The sequence below is a fragment of the Roseicyclus amphidinii genome, assembly GCF_030163755.1.
Taxonomy (GTDB): Bacteria; Pseudomonadota; Alphaproteobacteria; order Rhodobacterales; family Rhodobacteraceae; genus Roseicyclus; species Roseicyclus amphidinii.
Genome location: NZ_JASJOE010000006.1, coordinates 28,468 through 41,319 on the forward strand (window position 1 = coordinate 28,468; position 12,852 = coordinate 41,319).

At 66.8% G+C, this 12,852-nt stretch carries 10 protein-coding genes and 1 pseudogene; 9 read left to right on the forward strand and 2 right to left on the reverse strand.

Annotated features, from left to right (window positions below; genetic code table 11):
* Positions 1-9 precede the first annotated feature (9 nt).
* Positions 10-957, reverse strand: coding sequence for a LysR family transcriptional regulator (locus QQK83_RS03405; protein ID WP_284261713.1), 948 nt, complete (start codon positions 955-957; stop codon positions 10-12).
* Between the two features lie 128 nt (positions 958-1,085).
* Here QQK83_RS03405 and urtA point away from each other — a divergent pair, with 128 nt between their 5' ends.
* The 6 genes and pseudogenes from urtA to QQK83_RS03435 all read left to right on the forward strand — a co-directional run.
* The gene (gene urtA / locus QQK83_RS03410; protein ID WP_417750329.1) at positions 1,086-2,351 is read left to right on the forward strand and encodes an urea ABC transporter substrate-binding protein; all 1,266 of its coding nucleotides are present in this window, start codon (positions 1,086-1,088) and stop codon (positions 2,349-2,351) included.
* Between the two features lie 66 nt (positions 2,352-2,417).
* Positions 2,418-4,391, forward strand: a complete 1,974-nt coding sequence (gene urtB, locus QQK83_RS03415) for an urea ABC transporter permease subunit UrtB (RefSeq protein WP_284261715.1) — start codon at positions 2,418-2,420, stop codon at positions 4,389-4,391.
* A gap of 3 nt (positions 4,392-4,394) precedes the next feature.
* Positions 4,395-5,564 (forward strand): urea ABC transporter permease subunit UrtC, encoded by a 1,170-nt coding sequence (gene urtC / locus QQK83_RS03420; protein ID WP_284261717.1) that lies wholly within the window; start codon positions 4,395-4,397, stop codon positions 5,562-5,564.
* Positions 5,561-6,301, forward strand: coding sequence for an urea ABC transporter ATP-binding protein UrtD (gene urtD, locus QQK83_RS03425; protein ID WP_284261719.1), 741 nt, complete (start codon positions 5,561-5,563; stop codon positions 6,299-6,301). Before urtC ends, urtD begins: the two co-directional genes overlap by 4 nt.
* A 1-nt stretch (position 6,302) precedes the next feature.
* Positions 6,303-7,004, forward strand: a complete 702-nt coding sequence (gene urtE, locus QQK83_RS03430) for an urea ABC transporter ATP-binding subunit UrtE (RefSeq protein WP_284261721.1) — start codon at positions 6,303-6,305, stop codon at positions 7,002-7,004.
* Positions 7,005-7,252: 248 nt separating this feature from the next.
* Positions 7,253-7,513 (forward strand): annotated as a pseudogene (locus QQK83_RS03435) (flotillin family protein); the annotation flags it as partial.
* 57 nt (positions 7,514-7,570) lie between these two features.
* Here QQK83_RS03435 and QQK83_RS03440 read toward each other — a convergent pair.
* Positions 7,571-8,467 carry a LysR family transcriptional regulator gene (locus QQK83_RS03440; protein WP_284261723.1) on the reverse strand — a complete coding sequence of 299 codons (897 nt, stop codon included), beginning with the start codon at positions 8,465-8,467 and terminating at the stop codon, positions 7,571-7,573.
* 131 nt (positions 8,468-8,598) lie between these two features.
* Between QQK83_RS03440 and QQK83_RS03445 the strand changes: the two genes are divergently transcribed.
* The 3 genes from QQK83_RS03445 (at position 8,599) to QQK83_RS03455 (ending at position 12,852) form a co-directional block, all read left to right on the forward strand.
* On the forward strand, positions 8,599-10,632 hold the full coding sequence (locus QQK83_RS03445; RefSeq protein WP_284261725.1) for an ABC transporter substrate-binding protein: 2,034 nt from the start codon (positions 8,599-8,601) through the stop codon (positions 10,630-10,632).
* A 67-nt stretch (positions 10,633-10,699) separates the two neighbouring features.
* Entirely contained in the window at positions 10,700-11,707 is a 1,008-nt protein-coding gene (locus QQK83_RS03450) for an ABC transporter permease (protein WP_284261727.1), read from the forward strand.
* Entirely contained in the window at positions 11,704-12,852 is a 1,149-nt protein-coding gene (locus tag QQK83_RS03455) for an ABC transporter permease (protein WP_284261730.1), read from the forward strand. The genes QQK83_RS03450 and QQK83_RS03455 overlap by 4 nt, the downstream gene beginning before the upstream one ends.

Genomic DNA, 12,852 nt, shown 5'->3' on the forward strand with positions numbered 1-12,852 from the left:
CGTCCGCAGTCAGGCGAGGGCGTTCAACCGCCGTTCGATCTGCCGCAACAGGATCTGGCCCGGCCGCGTCAGCGGGATGCCGGCGTGGCGCAGGACGCTGACCTGCACGGTTCCGACATCGACCGTCAGCGGCATGAGCCCGGCCGCCGTGTCGATGCCACCCGCGCCCGTCCCCGCGCCCGCGAAGACGGTGGCGGGAAAGATGCAACTGCGTGCGCCGGTCGCCATGGCGAGGGGCAGTTGCGAGGCGGCGACGCTGGTCGTGGCCCCCTCCTCGAGGGCGTGGCGGCGCAGCGCGTGGCTGATCACCGCCCGCGACCCGGTCCCTTCGGGCGGCACGACGATCCGCGAGCGGACCATGTCCCACAGTCCGACCCGCGCGCCCCCGTTTGCGCCCCCGTTTGCGCCCCCGTTTGCGGCCCCGTCCACGCCGACGCGTGACGCCCAGCCCGGCGTGGCAAGCGCCATGAGCGGCACGGTCTGCGAGGCCAGCACCTCGACCGCGCGATCGGTCTCGGGGTTGGTGAGGATGGCAAGGTCCAGTTCGCGGCGCAGCAGCAGGTTCGGGATGTCGCCGGTCACGACATCGGCGGAGATGCCCGGCATCTCCTCCTCGAGGTCGCGGATGGCGAAAAGGGGCAGACCGGCCGCGATATCCGCGCCGATCCCGATGCGCAGCTGCCCCATGTGCCCGTCGCGCAGGAAGCCCAGCTGACGCTGCAGATCCTCGAATTCGACCAGGTGCCGCTCGACGACATCGACCAGCAGCTCCCCGGCCGAGGTCAGCCGGACCCCGGCGGGGACCCGGTCGAAGATGCGGGCCCCGAGCGATTCCTCGAAGCCCTGGATCGATCTGTTGAGCGCGGAGGGCGACACCGAGAGCAGGTCCGCTGCCTTCCGGATCGACCCGTGTCGGCGGATCATCTTGATCGCGTGGTAGATTTTCAGATGCCTCATCCGCCACCCCGAAGGTGGTGCAAAAACTGCACCACGGTGGCGTGAAACTAGCGGCAGACAACAGCACGTCAATCGGATTTGTCTATGCTGCAGGTGCAAAATGCACCACGACTTCAAAGAGGTTTCTCATGAAAAAACTGCTTCTCGCCAGCGCCTGTGCCGCGATGTCGGTGACGGCTGCGCAGGCTGATATCAAGGTTGGCGTGCTGCACTCGACCACGGGCACGATGGCGATTTCCGAGACCACGCTGCGCGACGTGATGCTGATGCTGATCGAACAACAGAACGCCGCCGGCGGGCTGCTTGGCGAACAGCTTGTGCCGGTCGTCGTCGACGGCGCGTCGGACTGGCCGACCTTCGCCGAGCGCACCCGCGAGCTTCTGACCGTCGAAGAGGTGGACGTGATCTTCTGCTGCTGGACCTCCACCAGCCGCAAGGCGATCCTGCCGGTGGTCGAGGAACTGGGCGGCATCGTCTTCTACCCGGTCCAGTACGAGGGCGAGGAAAGCTCGCTCAACGTCTTCTACACCGGCGCCGCGCCCAACCAGCAGGCGATCCCGGCGGTGGATTACTTCCTCGAGGAACTGGGCGTCGAAAGCTTCGCGCTGCTCGGCACCGACTATGTCTACCCGCGCACGACCAACCGCATCCTCGAGCAATACCTGCTCGACGCAGGCATCCCGCAGGAGAACATCTTCGTCAACTACACGCCCTTCGGTCATTCCGACTGGTCCTCGATCGTCGCCGACGTGGTGGCGCTGGGTGAAACGGGCGCGCAGGTCGGCGTGATCTCGACGATCAACGGCGATGCCAACGTGGGCTTCTACAACGAGCTGATCGCGCAGGGCGTGACCGCCGACGACATTCCCGTCGTCGCCTTCTCGGTCGGCGAGGAAGAGCTGTCGGGCCTCGATACCGAACCGCTCGTGGGGCACCTTGCGGCGTGGAACTACTTCATGTCGGCCGATACGCCCGAGAACGAGGCCTTCATCGCCGCCTGGCACGAGTTCACCGGCGACGACACCCGCGTGACCAATGACCCGATGGAAGCGCATTACATCGGCTTCCAGATGTGGGTCGCAGCGGTCGAGGCCGCGGGCACCACCGAGCCGGACGCCGTGCGCGCCGCGATGTATGGTCTGCAGGTGCCGAACCTGACCGGCGGAATGGCCGAGATGCTGCCGAACCACCACCTGACCAAGCCGGTGCTGATCGGCGAGATCCGCGCCGACGGGCAGTTCGACATCATCAGCCAGACCGACCCGGTGCCGGGTGATGCCTGGACCGACTTCCTGCCCGAATCCTCGGTGCTGGTCTCGAATTGGCCCGGCCTTGGTTGCGGCATGTACAACACCGAGACCGAGACCTGCGTTCAGCTGCAATCGAACTACTGAACACACGACCGGCGCGACGGGCGGGCCGATACCCGCCTGTCGCCACCCCCCAAGGCAGAACAGAGCATGACACGCACCGCACTCGCCGCCCTTGTCGGCGTATTCCTGGCGCTTGCCGCGCCGCTGCAGGCGCCGGCGCAGTCGCAACCGGCAGCCGACCTGCAGACCCTTCTCCAGGACAATGCCGAGCTGGTCGCGGATGCGTCGCGTAGAACAGTGCAGGACATCCTCGACATCCTTGTCGACAGCCAGCTTCCCGAGGTGCCGCAGTTCCTTGCCACCTGGCAGGACCGCGAGCTTTATCAGCGCAACAGCGACGGGCTGTTCGTCTATGTCGAAGACGGCGACGCAGACCCGCTGACGCTGATCGACATTTCGACCGGCGAGGTTCTGGGCACCGCGGGCAGCCGCGACGTGACGCAGCTCAGGCCCAACCGCGGCGTGCAGGGCGTGATCGCCGCGACGCGCGTGCAGTTCCAGCTTGCCTCGGACGATCCTGCGCGCCGCATGGCCGCGCTCGACTCCATCGAAAGCGACCCCGAGGAAAGCCACCTCGCGCTTCTGCAGGGGCTTCTCGATACCGAGACCGACCCGGATCTGCGCGCCCGGATCGAGGTGATCCTGCCTGCGCTCGTCATCGCCTTCTCGGACGAGGACGCCCCCCGCGTCGCGGCGATCGAAAGCCTTTCGGGCAACATCAGCCTGTCGGCGCGCGCGACGTTGAACCCGCTGCTCGCCACGCGGCTGGAGCTGGCCGAGGCCCTGCCCGACGGCGCCAACATCGCGCGGGAGCTGGAGCCGGGCTCGGACGCGCTGAGCCGCGAAGACGCCTACGAGATGCTGGTCGAGGAGGGGCTCGCGCCCCCCCGCGTCAGCCGGTCCGACATCCTGTCGGTCCTGACCGCGAACATCGTGGACGGCACGGTGGGCGGCATCCCGGTGGCCGAGCTGAACACCGAGGAAGCCCGCGACCGCGCCTATGCGGCGCTGGTGGCCGCAGACCTCGCCCCGCCCGCGCCGAGCGAGGCGGACGTGACCGCAAGCCTTGGCTCGGTCGTCTTCTTCGAACGCTACCTCGAGGACAGCGCCGCCGTGACCACCGCCGCGCGCGAGACGCTGGACGGGATCGAGACGCGGGTCGGCTTCTACCGCTTCCTCGACTTGTCGCTCGACGGGATCTCGCTGGCCTCGATCTATTTCCTTGCGGCCATCGGGCTTGCCATCACCTTCGGCGTGATGGGCGTGATCAACATGGCCCATGGCGAGTTCATCATGATCGGGGCCTATACCGGCTTTGTAGTGCAAAGCCTTGTGCCGAACGAGACCGCCTCGCTTGCCATCGCCATTCCGCTCGCCTTCGTCGTGACCTTCATGGCGGGTGTGGCGATGGAGCGGCTTGTCATCCGCTGGCTTTACCATCGCCCATTGGAAACGCTGCTTGCGACCTTCGGCATCTCCATCGCGCTGCAGCAGATCGTGCGGCTGGTCTTCGGCGCGCTGACCCAGCCGCTGACGCCGCCCGACTGGCTGGCGGGATCGGTCACGCTGAACGACGTGGTGTCGATCAGTTCCGTGCGCGTGGCGATCTTCATCCTCGCCGCCCTGTTCTTCGTGGTGCTCTGGCTCATCCTGAACCGCACCCGGCTGGGCCTCGAGGTGCGGGCGGTCACGCAAAACCCCGCCATGGCGGCCTCGATGGGGATCAACCCCGACCGGATCAACATGCTGACCTTCGGCCTCGGCTCCGGCATCGCCGGGATCGCGGGCGTCGCCATCGGGCTTTTCGCGCAAGTCGTGCCGGACATGGGCACGAACTACATCGTGCAAAGCTTCATGACCGTCGTTGTCGGCGGCGTCGGCAACATCTTCGGCACGCTGGTGGGGGCCTCGATGATCGGCGGCCTGCAAAAGGCGATCGAGTGGCTGAACCCCACGAACACGCTGGCGGCGCAGACCTACATGATCCTCTTCGTGATCCTGTTCATCCAGTTCCGTCCGCGCGGCATCATCGCGCTGCGCGGCCGTGCGGCGGGGGATTGAGGGATGGGCAACTCGATCTTCGTCCGCAACCGGTCCGTCCCGATCTTCATCGCGGTCTTGGCGCTTGTCGCGCTTTGCGTGACCTTCCTGTCGCCCGCCTATGGCACGGGCGCGCTGTCGGTCAGTTTCACCAAGGTGCTGGGCATGACGCTTTGCCTGTGCCTTGCCGCGCTCGCCATGGATCTTGTCTGGGGCTATTGCGGCATCCTGAGCCTCGGACATTTCGCCTTTTTCGGGCTGGGCGGCTACATGATCGGCATGTGGCTGATGACCGCCCGGACCGAGGCGGTGATCCGCGCGAACCTTGCGGAAAGCCCGATCCCTCCGACCGAAGCCGAGGTCAGCCAGGCGACCGCGCTGCAGATCTTCTCGGTCGTGGGGGCCGAGGATTGGCCGTGGATGTGGGCGGTCTCGGACAGTCTGGTCCTGAGCCTCGTGATGGTGGTTCTGGTGCCCGGCCTGCTGGCGCTCGTCTTCGGCTGGCTCGCCTTCCGCAGCCGGGTGACGGGGGTCTATCTCTCGATCCTGACGCAGGCGATGACGCTGGCGCTGTCGCTTTACCTGTTCCAGAACGACACCGGGTTGCGCGGCAACAACGGGCTGTCGGGCCTGCAGAACATCCCCGGTGCCGAGGCCATCGGGCAAGAGCGCCTGTCGGTCTGGTTCTTCTGGGCCTCGGCGCTGGCGCTGGGGCTTGGCTACATCGGGGCGGCCTGGCTCGTGTCGGGCAAGTTCGGCAACATCCTGCGCGGCATCCGTGACGACGAATTGCGCGTGCGCTTCCTCGGCTACCCGGTCGAGGTCTACAAGCTGGTCGTCTTCACTCTGTCGGCGATGATCTGCGGTGTCGCGGGCGCGCTCTATTACCCGCAGGCGGGCATCATCAACCCCGACGAGATCGCCCCCATCGCGTCCATCTACCTTGCCGTCTGGGTCGCCATCGGCGGGCGCGGGCGGCTTTACGGCGCGGTCATCGGGGCCGCCGTCGTCTCGCTGCTGTCGACGTATTTCACCTCGGGGCGCGCGCCCGATGTCGACCTCGGCTTCTACGAGATCAGCTGGATCGACTGGTGGCCGGTGCTGCTGGGCCTCGGCTTCGTCCTCGTGACGCTCTTCGCGCCGCGGGGGCTGGCGGGGCTGTTCGACTACGTGGTGCGGAGGCAGGACCCATGAGCACGCTTCTCGAGGTCAACGGCGTCTCGGTTTCCTTCGACGGGTTCAAGGCGATCAACAACCTGAGTTTTGCCATCGGCCTGCCCGAGCTGCGCGCGGTGATCGGCCCGAACGGGGCGGGCAAGACCACCTTCATGGATATCGTCACCGGCAAGACGCGGCCCGACGTAGGCACCGTGCGCTGGGGCGAGATGGGGCATTCGCTGCTCACCAAATCCGAGGCGCAGATCGCGCGCGAGGGGATCGGGCGCAAGTTCCAGCGCCCCACGGTCTTCGAGGACCAGAGCGTGCGCGACAATCTGCGCGTGTCGCTCAAGAAACCGCGCGGCCCGTTCAGCGCCATGTTCGACCGCGTGACCGAGGCGGACCACGCCCGGATCGAGGAGATCGCCGCCGAGATCGGCCTGTCGGATCAGTTGGACCGCAAGTCGGGCATCCTCAGCCACGGCCAGAAGCAATGGCTGGAGATCGGGATGTTGCTGGCGCAGGATCCGCGGCTTCTGCTCGTGGACGAACCGGCCGCCGGCATGACCACGGACGAGCGCAACCATACCGCCGACCTTCTGAAGCGGCTGGCGCGGTCGCATGCGGTCGTGGTCGTGGAGCATGACATGGAATTCGTGCGCAGGCTCGATTGCCGGGTGACGGTGTTGCACGAAGGATCGGTCATCGCCGAAGGGTCGCTCGAGCATGTGATGGGCATCGAGCGCGTCATCGAAGTCTACCTGGGGCGCTGACATGCTGGAAACCCGCGACCTTACGCTTCACTACGGCGGCAGCCAGATCCTCAACGGCATCTCGATGCGCGCCGAGCGCGGGCAGGTGACATGCGTGATGGGCACGAACGGGGTGGGAAAGACCTCGCTCATGAAGGCGATTTCCGGCACGCATGCGCGGTCGGGCGGCGCGCTTTCGCTGGGCGGCGAGGAGCTGCCGGTCCTGCCCGCGCACAGGCTGGCCCAGATGGGCATCGGCTACGTCCCGCAGGGGCGCATGATCTTCCCGCTTCTGACGGTGCGCGAGAACCTCGAGACGGGCTTTGCCTGCCTGCCGACGGGGGATCGAGGGGTTCCCGACCGCATCTTCGAGTATTTCCCGGTCCTTAAGGACATGGAGAACCGCCGCGGCGGCGACCTGTCGGGCGGGCAGCAGCAACAGCTTGCCATCGCCCGCGCCCTGATCGCCCGCCCGCGCGTATTGCTGATGGACGAGCCGACCGAGGGCATCCAGCCCAACATCATCCAGCTGATCGGGCGCGTGATCCGCCAGTTGCGGGACGAGGGCGAGATGGCGATCATCCTGGTGGAGCAGTATTTCGATTTCGCCTTCGACCTCGCGGACCGGTTCTATGTCCTGAGCCGCGGCTCGGTCGTATTGTCGAAGGATCGCGCCGAGACCGACAAGGCCGAGGTGCAGAAGGCGTTCGATCTGAACAGTTGAGGGCGGCTTGCGCGCCGCTCTCCGAGCCGGTCGGGCCTGCCGCGCTCTTCCTGTCCTTCGGTATGAGCAGGCTGGTGTTGCATTGGCTGGCCGCGTCTGTCCTCGGCCAGCCGCTGCCGGCAATCGCGGCCGCGGTCCCTTCGGCGGGTGCGGCGCTGTGGGGCACCGACCGAGGGGTTCCGCCTGTTCCCACGCTGATCCCGCCCCCTCACGATTTCAGTAGTGTCACGCGTTGCAAGCCCCCTCCCATGGAACTTGGAACCTTCGTCATCCCCGTCATCGGCTTCATCATCCTTTTCGGTCTTGTCTTCGGACGGCTCTACCGGCGCGCCACGCACGAGGTGAGCCCGGTCAACATGAAGACCCTGCGCCTCGAGGTGCGCCGCACCGGCGAGGCCGCGCTGGTCACCCAGGACCGGATGCGCGTCGATGTCGGGGTGGAGTTCTATGTTTCGGTCATGCCGACCGACGAAGGCATCGCGCGCGCCGCCCAGACGCTCGGGGACCGACCCGCCTCCGGCCCGGCGGAGTGAGCGGGGCAGGGCGCGCGCCGGTTTCCCGGGTCGTCAGGCCGCGGGCCGGTTGACGGCGAAGAAACGGCGCACCGGCCCGTATTGCAGGGCGCTGGCGTGGCTGACGAGGTAGTCGTCGCCCACGATCCGCCCGCCCTCGAGCGGGACGGTGCGAAAATCATCGGCTCTTGGTGCTTCGTGGTCGAGGACCGGGCCTAGACCGAAGCCGCGCCGCACCGCCTCGGCCACGGCTTCGCGCGTGGCGATCTCGAAGGCGATGCGCGGAATCAGTCCGGCGGCTTCGAAAGCCTCCATCAGGAGGGAGCGGGTGAAACTGCCGCGTTCGCGCAGCACGATGGGCTCTGCCGCGAGGTCGCGCAGCGACAGCGTGGTTGCGGGATGGCTCTTGGGAACGATGATGGAGATGCTCTGGCGGCGGAAGAACTGGCAGTGATAGGGTGGTTTCGGCGCGCGCAGCCCGATCATGATCACGTCGAGATCGTAATCGTCTAGCGCCGCGAAAAGCTCGGTGGAATTGGCCGCGCGCAGCTCCAGCACGGTGCGCGGATCGGCGCGGCGGAACACGTCGGCCGCATCCAGCGCGATCTGCGGCGCAGAGAAGCCGAAGCGCAGCGGTGCGCTGTGCGAGCGAGAGATGTCGCGCACCGCGTTCAGCGTCAGCGCCAGTTCCCCCAACCCGCGGCGCACCACGGCCGCGATATCCGCCCCCTGTTCGCTGACCGCAAGCCGCCGCCCGCTGCGCCGGAACAGCGACACGCCCAGTTCGGCCTCCAGCCGCCGGATCTGCGTCGAGACCGCCGGTTGGCTGACCCCCAGCAGGCGCGAGGCATCGCCCACACCCCCGGCTTCGACCACGGTCAGGAACACCCGAAGGCGGCGGAGGGTGGCGTCATCCTCGGGGCGGGGGGCATGGGGGATCGGCGTGGTCATCGGCCGATCCATAACTTCGGTTTATGAAATCTGCGCAACGATAATGACAGACATCTTCCCTTCGCAGGAGGCCGCTACCCAAGCCCCGGCGCATCCCGAATCGGCGCCGGAGCAACAAGCGAGCCGGACCCATGAAATACCTCCTTTCCGTCAGCCTGATCGCGCTTGGCAGCGCGGCCTGGGCCAATTGCCCCGAGGCCACCATCGCAGACCCGATGGGCGTGGCGGCCGGGGCCTATCCCCAGCAATTCGACCTGTCGGAGTTCCAGAGCGCCGCAGGCTGCGAGATGAGCTTTCGGGAAAACCCCGAGATGGCCGCGCTGAACGCGCGCATCCAGGGCAACCCCGACACGCTGCCGCCGGTGGCCGAGCGCCTGCCCGCCGAACCGCTGGTCGTGCTGCCCTACGAGATGATCGGCCAGTATGGCGGCCGCCTCGACGGGATGTCGAACGCGACCGAGGCCGGCACCTCGGACCTTCTGTCGGTGCGCCACGTCAACCTCGTGCGCTTCGCCGATGACCTCGTCACCATCGTGCCGAACGTCGCCCGCGATTTCGAGTGGAACGAGGATTTCACCCAGCTGACCTTCACCCTGCGCGAAGGGCACCGCTGGTCGGACGGCGCGCCCTTCACCGCGCATGACGTGACCTTCTGGTACAACCACATGGTCATGGACACGAATGTCATCGAAAGCCCGCGCGCGCTGTGGATGGCCGATGGCCAGCCCTTCGAGGTCGAGGCGCTGGACGACACCACCGTCGTCTTCCGCCTGCCCAGCCCGCTGCCGGGGCTTCTGGCCAGCTTCGCCGCCGATTTCGCGCAGCCCTTCCAGCCGCGCCATTTCCTCGGTCAGTTCCACCCGGCCATCGACGAGAATGCCGATGCCAACGCGCAGGCGCTCGGCTTCGAGAACGGCTATGCCGCCATCGCGCATTACTACGGCGGGTCGGACTGGAAAGACGTGCCCTCGCCGCTGCTGCGCGATCCCTCGACCGTGGAAAGCCTTCCGGCCGCCGTGGTGCCGACGCTCGAGGCCTTCATCACGGTGGAAGACACGACCGAGGGTCGCCGCTACGTCGCCAACCCGTTCTTCCACATGGTCGACACGGCGGGCAACCAGCTGCCCTACATCTCGGAAATGGACGAGCGTTATGTCTCGGACAACGAGGTCCGCGTGCTGCGCATGGTCAACGGCGAGATCGACTACAAGTCGCAATCCGTGACCCTGCCCGACGCGCCCACGCTTCTGGATGGGGCCGAGGCGGGCGGCTACACCATCGACCTTCGCCCGCAGATCGGGATGCCGGTCTTCGGCTTCAACGTCACCGCCGCCGATGAGGCGCGCCGCGAGGTGTTTCTCGACCGCGATTTCCGCCTGGCGATGAGCCACGCGATCAACCGCCCCGAGATCAACTCGGTCGCCTATTTCGACCTGGGCGAGCCGCGCGCCTACCTGCATTTCGACCCGGTTCCGCCCTTCGCCACCGAAGAGCAGGCGACCTATGGCACGGCCTTCGATCCCGAAACGGCGGCCAGCCTGCTGGACGGTGTGGGCCTTGTGGACAGCGACGGCGACGGTGTGCGCGAGTTGAACGGCGAGCCCTTCACGCTGACCATGCAATTCTCGACGCAGGGTTTGCCGACGGCTGTCGCCGAACTGGTCGCCCAGCACTGGACCGACGTGGGCATCCCCACGACGATCCGCGAAGTGACCTCGGACGAGTATCGCGCGGCGCAGGCCGCCAACGAGCTCGACGTGATCAACTGGAGCAAGGGTCAGCCGATCCCGATCGTGCTGGGCTCGGCCGAGCAGCTTCTGCCGCCCTTCGGCGGGTTCTTCGACGCCCGCACCGGCATGCTCTGGGCGCGCTGGATCGAGACCAATGGCGCCGAGGGCATCGAGCCGCCGGCATGGACCGCCGAGCTGGCCGAGACCGTCGCCGCATGGCAGCAGCACCAGCCGGGCACCGAGATGTCGAACGAGCTGGGCCAGGACCTCGTGAGCCAGATCCTCGAGGCCTTCCTGTTCATCGGCACGGTGCAGGCCCCGAACCCGGTCTACCACGCGAATGCGCTGGAAAACTTCATGCCGCCGCAGACCTGGAGCTACGAATACTACCGCATGTATCCGTATCGCCCGCAGCAGTGGTGGCTGAACGAGTGATCCCGTCCGCGTGACCAAGGGGCGGCCCCATGACCGGGGCTGCCCACCCCTTTTCCGGACGCTTCCGATGGCCGCCTTCGCCCGTTTCCTCGCGCTTCGTTTCGCCGCCGCCATGGCGACGATGCTTCTGGTCAGCCTGATCGTCTTCAGCCTGATGGAGCTGGTGCCGGGCAATTGCGCGGAACGCTACATCGCCTACAAGGCGACCCAAGGCTTCGTGGTGACCGACGCCGACATCCGCGCCGAGGAGGTGCGGATGGGCCTCGACCGGCCCTATCTCGTGCGCTGGATCGACTGGATCACCGGCGTCTTCTTCCGCTTCGAGCTGGGCGAAAGCTGCCTGTGGCGCGTCGATGTGGGCCAGCTGATCGGCGACAAGCTTCTGATCTCGCTGGCGCTTGCCGGCGGCGCGCTGGTGCTGACCTATCTCGTGTCCGTGCCCGTCGGCATCGCCTCGGCGGCACTCAGGGGCGGCTGGCTCGACGGCGGCTTGCGCATCCTGTCCTATCTCGGCCTTGCGCTGCCGAATTTCCTTCTGGCGCTGGCGATCATGCTGGCCTCGACGATCTGGTTCGGCGACACGCTGACGGGCCTGTTTTCCGAGGAATTCCGCAATGCGCCGTGGTCCTGGGCGCGGTTCGCCGATTTCCTGTCGAACGCATGGCTGCCGATCCTGATCCTGGGCTGGTCGGCCATGGCGATCCAGATCCAGACCGTGCGTGCGCTGATGTCGGACGAGCAGGGCAAGCTTTACGTCACCGCAGCGCGGGCGCGCGGACTGTCGGGCTGGCGTCTGTTGATGCGCTATCCCGCGCGGCACGCGCTGGGGCCGGTGGTGAATTCCGTGGGCTTCGACCTCAACCGCATCTTCAACGACCTGCCCATCGTCGCCGCCGTGCTGATCCTGACCGAGGCGGGCGCGCTCCTGCTGGAGGCACTGGCGCGCTCGAACGACCAGCAGCTCGCGGGCGCGATCATCCTGTCGATGACGCTGGCCATCGTGGCGCTGAATTTCGTGACCGACGTGATCCTTGCCGTGATCGACCCGCGCATCCGCAAGGGGTTCTTCGCATGAGCCTGATCGACCGCATCCGCCCGCACCGCCGCGACCGCACCGGTCGATCGCGCGAAGACTACTACACCGCCTCGCAGGGGCAACTGGTGTGGCAAAGGTTCCGCGCCAACCGCACCGCGCGTGCGGCGCTTTACGTGCTGGTGTTCTTCGTCCTGTGCGGGATCTTCGCGCCCTTCCTGTCGCCCCATGACCCGACCGCCGCCGGGCGCAACGCCGATTACACCAACGGCGCGCCGCAGATCCCGCAGTTCTGCGATGCCACGGGCTGTTCGCTGCGCCCCTTCATCCATGGGGTCGAACGCCATCGGGGTGCCGACACCAATTTCCGCTGGGTGACACGGGCCACCGATGAGCGGAATTACGTGACCTTCCTGCCGCGCGGATACGAGTATCGCCTGTTGGGCGTGATCCCGATGGACCGGCACCTGTTCGGCGTCGAGACCGGCTTCATCCACATCTTCGGCACCGATGCGCAGGGCAAGGACATCTTCAGCCGCACGATGCACGCCATCGGCGTCAGCCTTGCCGTGGGGTCCGCGGGGGTGCTGATCTCCTTCGGGCTGGCGCTGGTGATCGGGGGCGTCGCGGGCTATTTCGGCGGCTGGATCGACACGGTGCTGCAGGCGCTGATGGACACGGTCAAGACGGTGCCGACCATCCCGCTCTTCATGGCGGTGGCGGCCTTCATCCCCGACACCTGGACCGCGGAACAGCGCTTCTTCTTCATCTCGCTGGTGCTTGGCCTGCTGGGCTGGGGCACGCTGGCGCGGCGCATCCGCACGCATGTTCTGGCCGAGCGCACGGCCGATTACGTGCTGGCCGCGCGCATGTCGGGGGCGGGCCCCGGCCATGTGATCCGCCGCCACCTTCTGCCCAGTTTCACCAGCTACATCATCGTCGATCTGGTGATCTCGTTCCCATACATGGTGCTGGCCGAAACCTCGCTCTCCTTCATCGGGCTGGGCCTGAAGGACCCGGTGAATTCGCTGGGCGTGATGCTGCAGAACGTGACGCGGGTGGACGTGCTGCTGAATTACCATTGGTATTTCATCCCCGTTCCGATCTTCGTCGCCATCGTGCTGGCCTTCGTCTTCGTGGGCGATGGTCTGCGCGATGCCGCCGACCCCTATGCGGAGAAGCGCTAG

Excerpts from the sequence above, each read along its gene's own strand:
- urtE (WP_284261721.1), top strand. The coding sequence starts at position 6,303 with ATGCTGGAAACCCGCGACCTTACGCTTCACTACGGCGGCAGCCAGATC.
- QQK83_RS03450 (WP_284261727.1), top strand. The coding sequence starts at position 10,700 with ATGGCCGCCTTCGCCCGTTTCCTCGCGCTTCGTTTCGCCGCCGCCATG.
- urtB (WP_284261715.1), top strand. The coding sequence starts at position 2,418 with ATGACACGCACCGCACTCGCCGCCCTTGTCGGCGTATTCCTGGCGCTT.
- urtA (WP_417750329.1), top strand. The coding sequence starts at position 1,086 with ATGAAAAAACTGCTTCTCGCCAGCGCCTGTGCCGCGATGTCGGTGACG.
- urtC (WP_284261717.1), top strand. The coding sequence starts at position 4,395 with ATGGGCAACTCGATCTTCGTCCGCAACCGGTCCGTCCCGATCTTCATC.
- QQK83_RS03455 (WP_284261730.1), top strand. The coding sequence starts at position 11,704 with ATGAGCCTGATCGACCGCATCCGCCCGCACCGCCGCGACCGCACCGGT.
- QQK83_RS03405 (WP_284261713.1), bottom strand. The coding sequence starts at position 957 with ATGAGGCATCTGAAAATCTACCACGCGATCAAGATGATCCGCCGACAC.
- urtD (WP_284261719.1), top strand. The coding sequence starts at position 5,561 with ATGAGCACGCTTCTCGAGGTCAACGGCGTCTCGGTTTCCTTCGACGGG.
- QQK83_RS03445 (WP_284261725.1), top strand. The coding sequence starts at position 8,599 with ATGAAATACCTCCTTTCCGTCAGCCTGATCGCGCTTGGCAGCGCGGCC.
- QQK83_RS03440 (WP_284261723.1), bottom strand. The coding sequence starts at position 8,467 with ATGACCACGCCGATCCCCCATGCCCCCCGCCCCGAGGATGACGCCACC.